Genomic DNA, 17250 nt, shown 5'->3' with positions numbered 1-17250 from the left:
TATCCTTAAACCCCCTTGCATGCAAAATGCATCGGGGTTTTTTGCGTTTTATAAATAAGGGGATAATGCTTTACTACATGTACTATGAGCGCTATAAACTCATTATAATAGAATAGTCAGTAGTATGATATCATTTTTACTATGGTAGGATCCTCATTTGCATTTAAGCTGCTATCCATTAAAAACAGCTTAACTAATGCCAACAGTTTTAACCGGGAAGCGATTTTTTATTTTAAGTAAAAATTAGCTTTTAAACAGCTATAAAGATTATATTGCCGGAGAGGATTTTTAATTTACATGCTTATAGAGAAAATTGAAATAAAATTCGATTATTTAATTCTGCCAGGTAAATTTCGCAAATATTTTATACTCTCGGTCGTCTTGGTCTTTTGTCTCTTTCCTGTGCTATGCGTTCTTCAGGTCGTTTATATCCACCAGTATTATTACTTGGTTTTCTGCTAAAGGCAGTTTTGGTTTCAGTAAGTTTTTCTTCATTTATTTTAACGGTTAATGCCCTTTCACCCATCATTACGCCATCTAATGCTATTACGGTGTTCTCCGCATCGGTGAGGGTTTCCATTTCTACAAATGCATAACCTTTGCAAATCCGTGTTTTTTTATCACGTACTATTTTCATGGTTGCAATATTGCCGTGCGGGCCTATAAGTTTGGCAAGATCTATTTCGGTAATCTCTAAAGGAAAACCGCTTACAAAGAGTTTGTACATGGCATAATAAGGTTTATATTACAACATTGGTATAAAAAATAGTTTACATTTTTATAAGTAAAAAACTGGACAAATTTGTAAATCGGATAGTATATGTTGCTGGTTAACTAACAGTTTATTAACGATTAAAAATTATTCTTAGTCTTACAGGTAAAGCTAAACAAAAGCACAAAGTGTAGCAAATAATCATTTACCGCAATGCTCATCTCGTTAGTTTTTAAGTAGTTGCTAAATTAAGTGTTTTAATCAGGAAAGAAACAGTATATAATTGGAATAATAAATTTTTTATAGAGTTATAGCCCAACATGCGGTTAATGCGTATGAAAAATACCTGAACAAGATTTACTATAAAAACGTTTCCGCGATTTTTTCGGCAGGGTTATCAACTTGTTCTTTTATCCAGTTCAAAAAGGGTGAATGCCTTATTAAAAGCCTTCAAATAACGCGATAAACATACCTTTGTATGCAAAAAATTGCTGGTAAGCGCCAAACTGGCGGCATAAATTAGGTGGAGGCGCTAAGCGGTGGAGGTAGCGCATCATACTAATTTTTTTTGGAATTGGCCTCTGAAAGGATTTTTATTAGATGAACAATTGTAAGTACTATAGCAATTAAATTGGTTTATATATTTATTTTAGCCGTAAATAATGCCATAATATTCCTGAAACCAAATTGCCTGTTTATGAAAAAAGCACTGCTTACCATTATGCTATGCACTTATATAAGTACAATATTTGCACAAATAAAACCCCAGTTTTGGGATGATGTGCAAATTATTAAAAGCTATGATAAACTGTACCAGCCACCTGCTCACCCAATAGTATTTATAGGCAGTTCATCTATACGCAAGTGGGATAATTTGCAGGAAGTTTTTGGCCGGTATATAGTAATGAACCGGGGTATTGGCGGTGCTGTGATCGATGATATTGCTTTTTATTTGAATGATATGGTTTTTCCTTATAATCCCCGGCAAATTGTACTATACGTAGGCGAAAATGATATAGTTAACGAAACCGTTACTGCTGATACTATTTTAAACAAAACCAAACGGCTTTACCAACTTATTAGGGCTAAAATGCCTGCCGTGCCTATTATTTACATAGGGATGAAGCCCAGCCCATCGCGCGAGAAATATATGCCTAAAGCTAAAGCAGCTAATAGTTTAATAAAAACATTTTTAGTGGCTAACGATAAAAATACGGTGTTTGTTGATGTTTTTCCACTAATGCTTACTGATGAGGGTAAATTACGACCTGAACTTTATTTGAATGACAAGTTGCACATGAAAGCCGAAGGTTATGCCGTTTGGGCAAAAGCTATTGAGCCTTACTTGCTTAAAAATAACAAATAGAACACGCATTACCTGCATTAAAAATTTTACTCACGTTTTTATTACTTAATATTTGGTTGATCTGTTATTACTCTTCAAGCCCAATCAGCACTTTATAAAATGCGTGGTAAATCTCACGTAAACTATCCGCATCGGTAATGCCTTCATTAATGTTAAATTCAAGGAAGGGTTGTTCAATGCCAGTTTCTTCTATAGTATGGTTATGAATACCGAAATCAAAATTATTCAAAGTGGTAAATACATTACGTACACTGCCATCGGAAAACAGGTTGCGTACTTTTTCGGGTGAGTTGGTTTTGATCACTACATGTTCGTCCAGTTCGGGGTAACCGGTTTTCATATCTTCCAGGCCAAAAAACTTGCCTATAGTATCTAAAAAATCTTCATCATGTATGGCAAACTTAAAATCGCGTGTTACAGATAGCGGTGCCGATAGCTGAGTAATCTCAGAACCGCCCTCAAAACCGCCGCCTAAATCAATATCAATATATAGTTCTATCTGTTTGCCGCCATGTTTAATGAGCACATTGTAGGAAAAGAGTTCTTCTTCCGCAGAAATATCGGCTGCAACCTGTGTCCAAATTTCCTGTTCGGTATTACCGGCAATGATTTTTTGCTCTTCCATAACCTTAATATTTATGTAACAACACCAGTTCATGCATAATGTTTATACCGGCATTCAGGTGTAAAAACTTCCCAGCAAGGCAATAATACTGCTAATATCAAAAGAAAGGTTAATTTAGTGAGTGTAAAACCTATGCAAAAAATAGCAGTTCAACTATCTAATACCACTTTCAAGCATTTCAAATCTATTATTGGTGGCTCTATTGGTAACCTGGTAGAATGGTATGATTGGTATGCCTACTCGGTGTTCTCACTTTATTTTGCCAGTTCATTTTTTCCTGAAGAAAACGAAACCGCACAGCTTTTAAATACCGCTGGTATATTTGCCATTGGTTTTTTACTGCGCCCGGTGGGGGGCTGGCTTATGGGTGCCTACGCCGATCGTAATGGTCGTAAAGCAGGACTCACGCTTTCGGTACTACTTATGAGCGCGGGTTCGTTAATGATCACACTCGTTCCAAATTACAATCATATTGGTATTGCTGCACCCATTATTTTGGTGCTGGCCCGTATGTTGCAGGGCTTAAGCATTGGCGGTGAGTACGGTACTGCTGCTACATACCTGAGCGAAATTGCACCGCCAAACCGTCGTGGTCTTTACTCCAGTTTTCAGTACGTAACTACTACCATGGGGCAATTAACCGCACTCAGCGTACTAATGATCCTGGAGCGATGGTTGCTTACCCCCGAACAGTTAGCCAGTTGGGGCTGGCGCATACCCTTTGCCATAGGCGCACTATTGGCCCTATCGGCCATATACCTGCGCCGTAACCTTACCGAAACCGAATCGTTTAGTAACGAAACAGCAGCTAAAAGCCAGCGCGGAACCTGGCAAGAGCTCAAAAAACATAAAAAGGAGATATTTACTATTGTGGGCTTTACCATTGGCTTAACGGTATCGTATTATACTTTTTCTACTTACGTGCAAAAGTTTTTGGTGAACACGGCCGGCTTTAGTAAGCGCGATTCTACTCTCATTACTACTCTAAGCTTACTTGCCTTTATGCTGGTACAGCCGCTTGCCGGTATGCTGGGCGATTTTATTGGTCGTAAAAGGCTTATGGTTATTTATGGTGTGCTGGGCCTGGTTACCACAGTACCTATTTTAACTATGCTTGGTAACACGCATCAGGCCTGGCTTGCGGCCTTGCTCATTATTATTGCTTTGTGCATTTTAAGTTTAAATACTTCTATATCGGCAATTGTAAAGGCCGAGTTATTCCCGGTGAACGTACGCTCGCTGGGGGTAAGTTTTCCTTATGCGTTTACAGTAGCCCTGTTTGGCGGCACAGCCGAATATTTAGCCCTGCTGTTTAAAAATGCCGGTCATGCTACCTGGTTTTACTGGTACCTTACGGTGTGTATCGGCATTTCGTTATGGGTGAGCATCCGTATGCTGGATATGCAAAAGCACTCCAAGATGGATATGAAATAACACTCGTTCCGCAAACAAAGCCACTGGTTTTTGCTTTTATATAATACATATAAACTAAAATATTATGGCTTCAGAAAATACAGTTCCGGTTAACGGCGAAGAAAACGAAAAAGATGTAAAGCGCAATACGCAGGATACAGGTTTAGGCCCAATTTACGATACCGAAAATAATGAAGCGGGCGAGTTTGAGGCCGCACAACATGCTTACGACGCTTCGACACCATCGTTTGAATTGAATGTAGATGCAGGAATAGAGTCGGAAAAACAATACGAAATCGGCGAAGAAGAAGAAGAACACCCAAACCCGGAAAAATAGTTTTAAAATACGAAAATAGTGCGGTGGCGAGCAGCAGGAGCAGTTACAATATTGCTTAATTGCTCGCCCCTGTATTAAGGCATTAAATTGATTTAGCCATGTAAAGCCACCGACTAAAATATTATCTATATAGTCATAAAAAGCTCAACTTTCACCACAGCAAGGATAGCTTTTTTTGGAATTCCATCTTTACTGACTAATGAAGTAACTGCAAATGAGCTGTTTAATTTATTTAATGTTTTGAATATCTGCACTTCAATTAGTAAATCATTATCAATTCTGTATTTGTTTCTTTGTAAAACTAAAACAGGTATATATTTGATGGAGATAATGATTTAGTCTTTTACAATTACACCATCCTTCATTACTAATTTAACTGCCTTTACATTTTTTATATCCTCCACCGGGTTACCGCTAAGCACTACTAAATCGGCCAGGTAACCAAGCTTTATGTTGCCTAAATTTTTTAAGCCAAATACATCTGCGTTTACAGACGTTGCCGATCGCAGCACATCCAATGGTTTCATACCGTATTCTACCATCAGCAGCATTTCGCGGGCGTTATCTCCATGGGCAAATACCCCTACATCACCGCCCATGCAAATAGTGACGCCGGCTTTCAGGGCGTTGGTAAAGCTAATTTGTTTTTGCTTAACGCGATCGGGCTCTGGGTCTGTGCCTTTTTTCCAACCTTTGTAGGCGCTGGTAGCTTCGCCGGCGGCAAGGGTAGGGCAAAGAGCTACGTTGTGTTCTTTCATCAGTTTAAATATTTCGGGTGTGCCGCCGTCGCCATGTTCAATGGTGTTTACGCCGGCCATAATTGCCCGTCGCATACCCTCGGCTGTGCTGGCGTGTACCACCACCGGCCTGCCGCTGCTGTTGGCTACTTGTACGGCCAGTTTCAATTCGGCCTCGGTAAAAGTGGGTGCAGGTTTGTCGTCCAGTCCCCAGCGGTAGTCAGCATATAATTTTATCACATCGGCGCCATGCCCAATTTGCGAGCGGATAGCATGGGTTAAACCATCAGTACCATCGGCTTCTTCGGCCCCTTGCGGCAAATCCATTTCGGCTACGGTACTTTTAGGGCCGTAACTACCAGTGGCTACAATAGCACGGGTAGCGCTCAATATCCGCGGACCGGGTATAAGGCCTTTATTAATAGCTGCTTTCAAACCCACATCATCATAGCCTGCCCCTTCGGTACCCAAGTCACGGGTACTGGTAAAGCCCGCCATGAGCGTTTGGCGGGCATGTGTTACTGCGCGGGCGGTTCGTTCGGCACGGCTTTCGGTCAATACCTGGTCGTTCCAGCTTGTTTCGTTATAAGCATGTAAAAACAGGTGCGAATGGCCTTCAATTAAGCCCGGCAACAGGGTGGTGCCTTTTAAATCTATAATTTTTATACCTGCGGGTATGGTAAATTCAGTGGCTGGTTTGGCCGCTTCAATATGGTTACCTTTTATGAGCACCCACCAGCCGGTATGCATATCGCGGCCATCAAATACGCGGTCGGGTTTAAGCAGGGTGTAGGCTTCGGGCGTTTGGGCTAAAAGCTGCGTGAGAGCTAAAGTACACGGCAGTAAAGCCAGCAGAAATTTTTTCATAACGCATAAAGATAAAAAATAGCCTGACTGGTGCTTTATGAATATATTTAAAAAATATTAGTACCACCAATGGCAGAAAAACTACAACTACCGTTTTCTGAAACCGAATTTACTGCGCTGCTGAATGAAAACAGGAGCAACGAAGATTTTGTGAATAATTTGTTCAGGAATAAAGGCAATCATAAGCTGATGTGTTCGGCTTTGCAGGAGTACCATCGAAACGATGGCGGTTCGCCCGAAGTACACGATTTCGAGATCATCCGTATTAATTTTACCCCGGCTATTTTAGCGGGCCGTTTTACCTGTAAATTCAGGGTAAAATACCATTTCACCTGTTCGGATGTACGCAATGAGGCGGGCGATACCATAGTTTGGGATTTTAAAATGGATGAAGGCAAACACGTAATTGACATAACCGGCGAAGAACCGCTGGTAAGAGAGGGTGAGTAGCCCCTTCCAACCCTCCCCGGGAGGTGAGGTAGCCCCCTCTAAATCTCCCCCGGGAGGGGAGACTTTTAATAATAAGCAAGTTTTTCTTGAAGCCCTCCCTCCCGAGGAGGGTTTGGGAGGGGCTTTTTTAAATATATTTACAAACCGATGCAACCATTTAGCGCTAACTATCATCTACCTTTCAAATGATGTTTCTGAAGCATAAATATTCAACCGAAGACCTGATTGTAAAGTGCAGAGCTGCCGACCGCAAGGCGCAGGAGTTGCTATACAAACAATTTGCTTCGAAAATGCTGGCTGTGTGTATGCGTTACGCTACCGATAAAATGGAAGCGGAGGATATGTTGCAGAACGGATTCATCAGGGTGTTTCAAAAAATAAACGATTACCGTGGAGATGGTAGTTTTGAAGGATGGATGCGTCGCATTATAGTGCATACATCTATAGAGTACTACCGCAAGCACCACAAAATTATACACGTGGATATTGAGGAAAGTGGCTATGAGCAATCGGTGAACGGGGCAGCGGCATGCAGCTTGGAGGCTAAGGATTTGCTGGCTATTATACAACAGCTGCCAGCAGGTTACCGCATGGTATTTAACCTATACGCGGTAGAAGGCTACTCGCACCGCGAAATTGCTGAAATGGCCGGGATAACCGAGGGTGCCTCAAAATCGCAGTTATCGAGGGCGCGTACTCTATTAAAACAAAAAATTGAACAATTGGAGGGAAAGAAATATGAATATGCAGGATAACGAAATGGACGAACTATTCCGCTCGAAGCTGGGGGGATTGGAGGTGGAGCCTACAGCACAGGTGTGGGATACTATACATGCCCAGTTAGGTGGTCAGAAGAAAAAATCATGGGCACCCATATTCAGCATGGCCGCAACCGTATTGGTATTGTTAACGGCAGGCACCTGGTTTTTATTAACCAAACCGGTTAAGGATCATCCTAAACAAATTGTGCGTATTAATATAATACCAAAAGCCACCTATGTTGTTAAAGCAACACAGCCCAATGTTGTTGAACAGGTTAATACAGAAAATATGGATTTGCAGCCATTGGCACAAAGCACAACAACGCTTAACCGCGTAGCCAGTATAAAACAAAGCAAAGCTGCCAAGTACAGGGCTGCGTTAAAGCAACAACAGGTTGAACCGGCTGTAGTAATGGAACCGGTAACCCAGCCACAAAAACCAGTATTAGCCGCTGTGCAAAACAAACCGGTAATGCAACCCGTAGTGCCCGAAATGAATTTGAGCACACCGTTAAATGATACCGAACCAGCCGTAGTAAAGCCAGTGAATACTTTGGCAGCTATTAACGAAAAAACACTTGAGCCGGAGAGGAAAGTAAAAAGACGTGGTTTTCATTCTTTAGGCGGGTTGATTAATGTCGTAATAGCTACGGTGGATAAACGTGAAGACAAGCTTATTGAGTTCACAGAAACTGACGAAGACCAGTCGAACGTTACAGGTATTAACCTCGGGCTGCTTAAAATAAAAAAAGACAAATAAACGCTCTTTATTTAAATCACATATAACATGAAACGCATATTGTTTACCGCCATAATTTGCGCGGCCGCTGCGGGTGTATTTGCCCAAAATACTACTACCACCACCGTTACTAAATCTGTTACTACCGATACCAAAGGAGATACCATTCAGGTAAAAACAGATACTATAAAAACCAAAAGAAAGGGCTTTAAGTTTACGCTGGGTAAGGGCGAAGACACGCAATCGGTTTCGGTAAACCGCCGCGATACGATTAAAGAACATTCTAAAGCACCGGGCTTTTCATGGGGATTGACCTTTTCCCGTTTCGATTTGGGTTTGGCTACTTTGGTTGATAACGGCAGTTTTAACCTATCGCCGCAAAACAATTTTTTACGCTACCGCTCCTGGAAAAGCAGTAACGTGGGTTTCGACGTAATTCAGGCCGGTTACCGCTTTAACAGCTCGTTCCGCATTTATGTATCAGGTGGTTTCGATTGGACCCACTTCCGCCTGCGCGAGGATATTACCATACAGCAAGACGGCCCCGATGATGCCCTGCGTTATACCAACGATCCTATTAATTACAGCAAGAACCGTTTTACGTCCAGTTATTTCCGTATCCCGCTAACGTTCGATTGGAGAAGCAAGGTTGATGATGACGGCGACCGTTTCCATATTTCGGGCGGACCCATGATCGGCATACTGTATAATGGCCGTGTAAAGCAAATTAGCGATGAGAACGGCAAGGAAAAGTTTAACAACGATTACCACTTTACCAAACTACGTTACGGCTTAACTGCCCGCGTAGGCCACGGCGGCTTTGGCATGTATGCCAAGTACTACTTTAACGATATGTTCGACACCGCCCAGCAGCAAGGACTGAATAACTTATCGTTCGGATTTATGGTTGGATTTTAAGTACCTCTACCAACACTCCCCGGGGGGGAGGGCTTTATACCACTTATAAAGTTATGTCATCTCGAACGATAGTAAGAGATCTTGTTCAAGATACAAAGTAGGCAACCCGTACAGTCGAACAGGATTTCTCGTTATCACTCGAAATGACATTTTCTTTGATAGTAAGCTACTTGTAAGGCGAAGTTAAAATAAGTCTCCCCTCCCGGGGGAGATTTAGAGGGGGCTTGTGTATCTTTACCGCAATGGCAAATAATACCCCCTTTTTGCAGGCTATTGCAGTAAGTAAAGTATATCCCGGTAAACATCAATCCGGCGTACACAATATTAGTTTAACTATACAGGCCGGTAAAATAACCGGTATTATTGGCGAAAGCGGCAGCGGCAAAAGCACTTTACTCAAACTATTGTTCGGTTTGTTATCGCCCGATGAAGGGCAGGTTCAATTTCAGGGCGAACGTATTTGGGGGCCGGCCGAAAAGCTGATACCCGGCCACAATGCCATGAAAATGGTAACCCAACATACCGACGACCTGAATTTGTATGCCAAAGTATGGGATAACATAGCCATACTAATGCCCAATACCGATATGAAAGCCAAAAGGGAGCAACCCGAAAAGGTGTTGCGCCAGCTTAATATGTTTCACCTGGCCGATAAGCGCGTGGCCGACCTTAGTGGTGGCGAAAAGCAGCGTGTGGACATTGCCCGTGCCTTAATTACACGCCCGCAGGTACTCTTGCTGGATGAACCCTTTAACCAGGTTGATACCACCTTTAGAGACGGCTTGCAGCAAGACATTCGCCGTATTGTTAAAGAGACCGGCTTAACAGTCATCATCGTATCGCATGACCCGGCTGAGGTACTTTCCATGGCCGATGAACTGGTAGTAATTAAAGACGGTGGCGTGCTGGAAACCGGTTCACCCAAAAAGTTATACAATTCTCCCGAAAACCTGTACACGGCCCGCTTGCTTTCTAACTGCAACATCTTCATTCGCGAGGAGGCGCGCGCCTTGCGTGTTAAAGCTGTAAAAGAGCAGGTGGTAATTTACCCCGAGTGGATCATCCCCGAAAGCAGTGCCAAAAACTTAGACTGGAGCATTAAGGAGATCCTGTTTAAAGGCGCCTACGAAGAAATTTATTTGGAATACGGCCCTATTGAAGTACACCTTATTAACCACGAACCCGGTTTGTACGATAACTACAGCCATATCGGTATCAGGGTAACTAAGTACCTGGAGTATTAGTAGGAATCGGTTAGTCAGGAGAGCCCGTTAGAAAAAGTAGCGAGGGGAGGGCAAAAAAGCGGGCCATGCGTAGGGTTTGAGTGGGGACGCATTTTTTTGCCTTGTCTTTTTGGTTGCTTTTGTAACTAAGACAAAATTGCGAGAGCAATCATTCACACCTTAAAAAAAATCATTATCAGTAAATAACTAACTGGCCCTTCAGGCCAAGAGGAGAGGAAGTAAGTTCATCAGCACTAATTGAAGTTAAGTCCACTAAAAGTTTACACTATCCACCAATCTTTCACCAAATTTAATTCCTGCTTGGCGCGGGTAATAGAGGTGTACCACCATTTGCAAAGTTCCGGGTGTTTCATGCCGTACATGCTTTTATCCAGAAAAAGGAACACATCGTTCCACTCGCCGCCCTGGGCTTTGTGGCAGGTAACGGCGTAACCGTAAGTAGTACGCAGGCAGTTTAAGTATTCATCTTCCAGCATCTTCTTTTTGTAGATTTCGCCATTGGGTTTAATGTTCTTGTTCTGCATCCGCTTGTTAAAATCTATCATTAAAAAGCTTTGTTCATCATCGGTTAAATTGCCTTTAATGTTATGCAATGCATCTAATGAAAGCAGGATGTGGTATTCCAATTCGGAAGCTACGGCTTTAACCTTTACCTTTTGAAACCGCAGGTTAGCTTTGGCAATAAACTCACCCAGTTCGGCTATGGTCACAAAATCGCCGTTGGTAAGCGGTACGGTATAATTGTTTTGGGTAACCAGCAGTATATCGCCACGCTGCAGGGGTAAATCGGCCGAACCAAACAGATCGCGGCGCATAGCCTTATTAATGTTTTGTACTGTTTTATTGCTGCGGGCAATAGCCAGTGTGCCGTTGGTGCCCTTTTGGCGGTAACGTTCCTGGTAGGCTTTAAATAGTTCTTTTTCAGATGTATAAAGTTTTACATTGTTTAAATTACTGGCCGGTAATTTGGGGAACCGGCCAATATCGGGTTGCTGGCTCATTTCCCTTACCGATTGTGCCAGTTTTAAAATATCGTTGCCCAAATCGGTACGTTCAATAGTTTGCAGGGTAAAGGTAATGGCATCTCTTTGTTTTTGCAGCAGCCATTCCAAATCCAGCGCGGGACTAAAATTCTGCTTCACAGGCGGCAACTGGCAGGGGTCGCCTACAAATATGATCTTGTTTTTGCCCGCAACCTCAAACAGGTCGTCTAACAAAACCCCCGAACCAAATGTAGCGAACATGCTTTCCGATGTTAATTGCCCTGATAACATCGACGCTTCATCCACAATGTACACCACCTTATCGTCTTCATTATCGGGTATGCGGGTGAGGAACTGCATAAAAGTTTGCCCGTTCTTGTTCACTGGTTGTATGCCGGTATAATCGGGGCCGCCTTCGTCCTCAACACCTTCCACCTTGCTGAAATTATATAATTCGCTGTGTACGGTTTTTGCGGTGAAGCCGGTTTTGCCACGTAAAACGGTTGCTGCCCGGCCGGTGGTAGCCAGCATGCGGAAAGTCTTCTCGTTTTCTTCCAGCCACTTGCCCAGGTGTTGCATCAAAAATGTTTTACCGGTACCGGCATATCCTTTCAATACAAACGTATTTACGTTAGGGTGCTCTAAAAATTTCTTAATAGACTTGAAAGCCTGTGTTTGCTCCGGGTTTAAAGTGGGTTTGGTAGGCATGTAATTTATACAGATAAGATATGGCCCTTACATAGGCCCTGAAATTAAGCAATTGAATTTATACTAACAAATTTAGTATGGAACGGAAGTTATTTATAGAATATGATAGCAAAGAGCGTAGCCACCTGCAACTCCGCTATGCAGATGCAGCAATGGCATAAAGTGTAAACACAATAGCCTGTCACATCAATTCTCCTTTCCATAATGAAAACATACCCTACCAAAATGGAAGGGTTTAACTTTTTTATACCATAAATAAAACACTAATTTTTAATTCAGTTAGCTGAAGATCAGCAACTTATTAACTAATTTGTAAATATGGCACTGCCTTTGGCTATAAGCATAAAAACATATACTATGCTTACTATACTGTTGTTTGTAATCCTGCTCATTTTGTGCTGGATCATCTTTAAATCTATCGACTGGTTCGAAAAAATCTGAAAACTATGTTAGCACTATTTATTATCTCTCTGGCAGTTTTTGCATACATGGTGTATGTACTGCTTAAACCCGAAAAATTTTAATCCTCTTACACAATGAACACTGAATTTTTAGGCATCATTGCTTCCTTTGTCATCACGCTTGTTATCGCCATTCCGCTGGGTAAGTACCTGGCTAAAATGTTTGCCGGCGAGCGCGTATGGACGGATTTTATGAAGCCGCTTGAAACGGGCCTTTTTAAACTATCAGGCATTAACCCTAACGAGCCCATGAACTGGAAACAGTTTTTAAAAGCCATGATGGCTATTAACGTATTATGGCTGGTTTACGGCTTTTTTGTATTACTTTATCAAGACAAGTTACTCCTAAACCCCGATGGTAACCCCGGTATGACCGCCGATCTGGCTTTCAATACCATTATAAGCTTTGTGGTAAACTGTAACCTGCAACATTACTCGGGCGAAAGCGGGGCCACGTACCTAACCCAGCATTTCATATTTATGTTTTTACACTTTACCAGTGCGGCAACAGGTATAGCGGCTGCGGTAGCTTTATTTAAAGCCTTTCGCGACAAAACCACCACCGATCTGGGTAACTTCTGGAACTTCTTTGTAAAAGCCATTACCCGTTTATTGCTGCCCCTTGCTGTTGTGGTAGCATTAATACTTACTTTTAACGGTACGCCAGCCAGCTACGCCGGTAAAGATCAGTTTATATCCATGCAGGGCGATACCGTTAACGTATCGCGCGGCCCGGCCGCACAAATGATAGCCATTAAGCACCTGGGTACCAATGGTGGCGGTTACTTCGGTGTTAACTCCTCGCATCCGCTCGAAAACCCCAACTACCTCACCAATATGGTCGAGATTATATCACAGTTCATTATTCCGGTAGCTATGATACTGGCATTCGGCTTTTTTATACGCCGTAAAAAATTGGGCTGGGTTATATTCGCTGTAATGATGGCGGGTGTTTTCATGCTCATGATACCCAGTATCATCGGTGAAACAGGTGGCAACCCGGCTATCGCTAAAATGGGTATTGCACAGCCCACCGGATCCATGGAGGGCAAAGAAGTACGTTTTGGCCCTGCTGCTACGGCTTACTGGAGCACCTTAACTACTGTAACATCTACCGGCTCGGTAAATGGTATGCATGACAGTACTACAGCCCTTACCGGTGCCTGGGAATTACTGGCCATGATGATTAACGGTTTCTTTGGAGGTTGCGGTGTAGGTATCCTTAACTATTTTATATATCTGATTATAGCGGTATTTATATCGGGTTTAATGGTAGGCCGTACGCCCGAGTTTTTAGGACACAAGGTTGAAGCGCGCGAAATTAAAATAGCGGCCCTTATTACCTTGCTAAGCCCTTTTCTTATAATGGCAGGTACCGCCTTAGCTAGTTATGTATTTGTAGCGCATGGTGCTGCCGATTGGGCTGTTAAGCCGGCCAATTGGTTAAACAACCCCGGCTATCATGGTTTTTCAGAAATGCTGTACGAGTTTACATCGGCTAATGCCAATAACGGATCGGGATTTGAAGGCCTGGGCGATAATAACATCTTCTGGAACGTAAGTACAGGTATCGTATTAATACTGGGTCGTTTCCTGCCAATATTCGGCCCTATAGCCATTGCGGGTTTACTGGCTCAAAAGAAATATATACCCGAAAGTGCCGGTACCCTGCGTGTTGATACGGTAACTTTTAGTATTATGACATTTGCCGTTATCCTGGTGCTTAACGCTTTGTCGTACTTTCCTGCATTGGTCCTTGGCCCTATTGCAGAATATTTTACCTTAATTAAATAAGCCCCCTTAAATCTCCCCCGGGAGGGGAGACTTTTAAAATAAAACTCATTAAAATACAAGCTTTTAATTGCCCTCCCTCCCGGGGAGTGTTGGGAAGAGCTCTCTTTAAGATGAAAAATCAATCTAATAAATTATTTGAACCGGCTTTAGTACAGTCAGCTGTTAAACAGTCGTTTATTAAGCTGAACCCTAAAGTAATGATGCGCAACCCGGTAATGTTTACCGTGGAAATTGGCACGGTGGTAATGCTTTATGTAACCTTTTACAGCTTAACCCACAACGATCAGGGCACGTTTGCCTACAACTTCACCATTTTCTTTATTTTACTGGCTACTTTATTGTTTGCCAACTTTGCCGAGGCCATTGCCGAAGCACGTGGCAAGGCACAGGCCGATAGCTTGCGCAAAACCCGCGAAGATACACCCGCCAATGTAATTGATGCCCAGGGCAATATTACGGTGGTATCGTCAAACCAGTTAAAAAAAGGCGATGTATTTGTGTGCGAATCGGGCGATACCATACCTACCGATGGCGAGATCATTGAAGGTTTGGCTACCATTGACGAATCGGCCATTACGGGAGAATCGGCCCCGGTGATTCGCGAATCGGGTGGTGATAAATCATCGGTAACAGGTGGTACCAAAGTACTATCAGACCGTATAAAGGTAATGGTGACCACCCAGCCGGGCGAAAGTTTTTTGGACAAGATGATCGCTTTGGTTGAAGGTGCATCACGTCAAAAAACGCCTAACGAAATTGCCTTAACTATTTTACTGGCAAGCTTTACCCTGGTGTTCATTATTGTATGTATCACCCTTAAACCCTTTGCCGATTATGCCAACACGCCTATTACCGTTGCCGCGTTAATCTCTCTGTTTGTATGTTTAATACCTACTACAATAGGTGGCTTGCTATCGGCCATTGGTATTGCCGGTATGGATAGAGCGCTGCGTGCGAATGTAATTACCAAAAGTGGTAAAGCGGTTGAAACAGCCGGTGATATTGATGTGTTGCTACTGGATAAAACCGGTACCATTACTATTGGTAACCGTAAAGCCACCCAGTTTTGGCCTGCACCCGGAGTATCTCCCGAAGATTTGGTTAAGGCTTGCGTACTGGCTTCCCTTGCCGATGAAACCCCCGAAGGTAAATCTATTATTGAGCTGGCCCAGCATGGCAATAACCGCGTATCGCTTCAGGCGCCTCAGGGTTCTACATTTATTAAATTTACGGCCGAAACCAGATCGAGCGGTATGGATACTCCTGATGGCTTGCGTGTACGTAAAGGTGCTTATGATTCGATGCGCAAAATGGCGCTTAATGCCGGCCATACCGTGCAGGCTGCCGTTAAAGAAAGAGTGGAAGCTATTGCCTCAAACGGTGGTACACCGCTGGTAGTAACCCAAAACGAAGAGGTATTAGGTACGGTAGAACTGCAGGATATTATTAAACCAGGCATTGCCGAACGCTTTGAGCGCCTGCGTAAAATGGGCGTAAAAACGGTAATGGTAACCGGCGATAACCCGCTGACTGCTAAATATATTGCCGAAAAAGCCGGTGTAGACGATTTTATTGCCGAGGCAAAACCCGAAGATAAAATGAACTATATTAAACTGGAGCAGGCCGCCGGTAAACTGGTAGCTATGATGGGCGATGGTACCAACGATGCACCAGCACTGGCCCAGGCCGATGTAGGCGTGGCCATGAACAGCGGTACACAGGCCGCAAAGGAAGCAGGTAATATGGTGGATTTGGATAATGACCCAACTAAGCTCATCGAAATTGTAGAGATAGGTAAGCAATTGCTCATTACACGCGGTACGTTAACTACATTCTCTATTGCTAATGACGTAGCCAAGTATTTTGCTATTGTACCTGCCTTGTTCATCGCATCTATCCCAGCTTTGCAAAGCATTAATATTATGCGCCTGCACAGTCCCGAAAGCGCAATCTTATCGGCAGTAATATTTAATGCCATTATTATCCCTATGCTTATACCATTGGCTTTAAAAGGAGTAGAGTACAAACCTATAGGTGCTACCGCATTGTTGCGCCGCAATTTGTTGCTGTATGGGGTAGGTGGTGTAGTAGCCCCGTTTATTGGTATTAAGCTGATTGATCTGGTGGTGGGGTTAATGGTTTAATAGCCCCTCCCAAACCTTCCCCGGGAGGGAGGGCTTCAGAATCTGCAACACGTTAACCTGTCAGTCTGAGCCTGTCGAAGACTTAACCATGCGGCGAATGCCTTGACAGGCTCGGTATAACAAAGTAAAATAATAAAATAACACTAAAACAAAAGTCTTTTCAAAAGCCCTCCCTCCCGGAGAGGGTTTGGGAGGGGCTGCTAATCATCATGAAAAATTTAACACAGTCATTAAGACTAACACTCGTACTTACCGTACTATTATGTGTAATATATCCTGTAATCATCACCTTCGCCGGTAAACTGTCAAAAGGCCAGGGCGATGGTGAAAAGTTAATGGTCAACGGCAAGGTGGTGGGTTATGCGCTCATCGGTCAAAAGTTCGATCAAACACAGTATTTCTGGACTCGTCCATCGGCGGCTGGCTATAATGCCGCCGGTTCTGCGGGCTCTAACAAAGGCCCCAGCAATCCCGATTATTTGAAGGATGTACAAAGCCGTATAGATACGCTGCTGAAATACAACCCCGGCATTAAAAAAAGTAATATACCGGCCGATCTGGTTAGCGCATCGGGTAGTGGTTTAGACCCGGACATTTCTATTGAAGCAGCCAATATTCAAATAAAAAGAGTAGCAGCCGTGCGTAAACTCGACCAAAAACAAGTTGCCGAGTTAGTTTCAACTCATACACACAAACCTTTAATGGGCATGTTTGGCCCATCGGGCGTAAATGTGCTGAAGCTGAACATTGCACTGGATGCGCTAAAATAAGCCCTACCCCAGCTCTCCCCGGGTGGGAGGGGGATTAAGTTAACACAAACATAAATAAACAATATGCTCCTGAAAGCCTTCCCTCCCGGGGAGGGTTTGGGAGGGGCTTTCTTTTTTAAACATGAAAAATATATTACTTACTACCGCTCTTTTATGCACTGCATACTTAGCCCAGGCTCAAGACACGACCAAGGCCACCCCGGCTTCAGCCGACCCAGGTT

At 43.2% G+C, this 17250-nt stretch carries 16 protein-coding genes; 12 read left to right on the top strand and 4 right to left on the bottom strand.

Translation table 11 applies throughout. The features are described from left to right. Positions 1-364: 364 nt before the first annotated feature. Positions 365-727, bottom strand: a complete 363-nt coding sequence (locus ACFQ3S_RS06970) for an RNA recognition motif domain-containing protein (RefSeq protein WP_377162686.1) — start codon at positions 725-727, stop codon at positions 365-367. 682 nt (positions 728-1409) lie between these two features. On the opposite strand from ACFQ3S_RS06970, the gene ACFQ3S_RS06965 reads away from it, so the two are divergent. Then, entirely contained in the window at positions 1410-2078 is a 669-nt protein-coding gene (locus ACFQ3S_RS06965; protein WP_377162684.1) for a GDSL-type esterase/lipase family protein, read from the top strand. 67 nt (positions 2079-2145) lie between these two features. Here the strand turns inward: ACFQ3S_RS06965 and ACFQ3S_RS06960 are convergent, their stop codons facing one another. Then, complete coding sequence (locus ACFQ3S_RS06960) at positions 2146-2703, bottom strand: hypothetical protein (RefSeq protein ID WP_377162682.1); 558 nt, start codon at positions 2701-2703, stop codon at positions 2146-2148. Between the two features lie 132 nt (positions 2704-2835). On the opposite strand from ACFQ3S_RS06960, the gene ACFQ3S_RS06955 reads away from it, so the two are divergent. Further along, entirely contained in the window at positions 2836-4137 is a 1302-nt protein-coding gene (locus ACFQ3S_RS06955) for an MFS transporter (protein ID WP_377162680.1), read from the top strand. 64 nt (positions 4138-4201) lie between these two features. Further along, positions 4202-4453: a hypothetical protein gene (locus ACFQ3S_RS06950; RefSeq protein WP_377162678.1), complete on the top strand. Its 252-nt coding sequence runs from the start codon at positions 4202-4204 to the stop codon at positions 4451-4453. 335 nt (positions 4454-4788) lie between these two features. On the opposite strand, the gene ACFQ3S_RS06945 is transcribed toward ACFQ3S_RS06950, so the two are convergent. Next, entirely contained in the window at positions 4789-6057 is a 1269-nt protein-coding gene (locus ACFQ3S_RS06945; RefSeq protein WP_377162676.1) for a metal-dependent hydrolase family protein, read from the bottom strand. 69 nt (positions 6058-6126) lie between these two features. On the opposite strand from ACFQ3S_RS06945, the gene ACFQ3S_RS06940 reads away from it, so the two are divergent. The 5 genes from ACFQ3S_RS06940 to ACFQ3S_RS06920 all read left to right on the top strand — a co-directional run bounded on the left by ACFQ3S_RS06940 (position 6127) and on the right by ACFQ3S_RS06920 (position 10169). Then, positions 6127-6507, top strand: a complete 381-nt coding sequence (locus ACFQ3S_RS06940) for a hypothetical protein (RefSeq protein WP_377162674.1) — start codon at positions 6127-6129, stop codon at positions 6505-6507. A 185-nt stretch (positions 6508-6692) separates the two neighbouring features. Continuing rightward, positions 6693-7262 (top strand): RNA polymerase sigma factor, encoded by a 570-nt coding sequence (locus ACFQ3S_RS06935; protein WP_377162672.1) that lies wholly within the window; start codon positions 6693-6695, stop codon positions 7260-7262. Then, positions 7252-8028: a hypothetical protein gene (locus ACFQ3S_RS06930; protein WP_377162670.1), complete on the top strand. Its 777-nt coding sequence runs from the start codon at positions 7252-7254 to the stop codon at positions 8026-8028. Before ACFQ3S_RS06935 ends, ACFQ3S_RS06930 begins: the two co-directional genes overlap by 11 nt. A 27-nt stretch (positions 8029-8055) precedes the next feature. After that, entirely contained in the window at positions 8056-8925 is an 870-nt protein-coding gene (locus ACFQ3S_RS06925) for an outer membrane beta-barrel protein (protein WP_377162668.1), read from the top strand. A gap of 242 nt (positions 8926-9167) precedes the next feature. After that, positions 9168-10169 (top strand): ABC transporter ATP-binding protein, encoded by a 1002-nt coding sequence (locus ACFQ3S_RS06920; protein WP_377162666.1) that lies wholly within the window; start codon positions 9168-9170, stop codon positions 10167-10169. A 260-nt stretch (positions 10170-10429) separates the two neighbouring features. Here the strand turns inward: ACFQ3S_RS06920 and ACFQ3S_RS06915 are convergent, their stop codons facing one another. Then, positions 10430-11860: an ATP-dependent DNA helicase gene (locus ACFQ3S_RS06915; protein ID WP_377162664.1), complete on the bottom strand. Its 1431-nt coding sequence runs from the start codon at positions 11858-11860 to the stop codon at positions 10430-10432. 446 nt (positions 11861-12306) lie between these two features. On the opposite strand from ACFQ3S_RS06915, the gene ACFQ3S_RS06910 reads away from it, so the two are divergent. The 4 genes from ACFQ3S_RS06910 (at position 12307) to ACFQ3S_RS06895 (ending at position 17029) form a co-directional block, all read left to right on the top strand. Further along, a complete protein-coding gene (locus ACFQ3S_RS06910) occupies positions 12307-12384 on the top strand; it encodes a potassium-transporting ATPase subunit F (protein ID WP_188418949.1) in 78 nt (25 codons plus the stop codon). A gap of 12 nt (positions 12385-12396) precedes the next feature. Continuing rightward, entirely contained in the window at positions 12397-14115 is a 1719-nt protein-coding gene (gene kdpA, locus ACFQ3S_RS06905) for a potassium-transporting ATPase subunit KdpA (protein ID WP_377162662.1), read from the top strand. 110 nt (positions 14116-14225) lie between these two features. Beyond that, a complete protein-coding gene (gene kdpB, locus ACFQ3S_RS06900; protein ID WP_377162660.1) occupies positions 14226-16259 on the top strand; it encodes a potassium-transporting ATPase subunit KdpB in 2034 nt (677 codons plus the stop codon). A 209-nt stretch (positions 16260-16468) separates the two neighbouring features. Then, positions 16469-17029: a K(+)-transporting ATPase subunit C gene (locus tag ACFQ3S_RS06895; protein WP_377162658.1), complete on the top strand. Its 561-nt coding sequence runs from the start codon at positions 16469-16471 to the stop codon at positions 17027-17029. Positions 17030-17250 lie beyond the last annotated feature (221 nt).

The sequence above is a fragment of the Mucilaginibacter terrae genome, from assembly GCF_042679325.1.
Classification (GTDB): domain Bacteria; phylum Bacteroidota; class Bacteroidia; order Sphingobacteriales; family Sphingobacteriaceae; genus Mucilaginibacter; species Mucilaginibacter terrae.
This window is presented reverse-complemented; position numbering and strand designations above follow the sequence as displayed.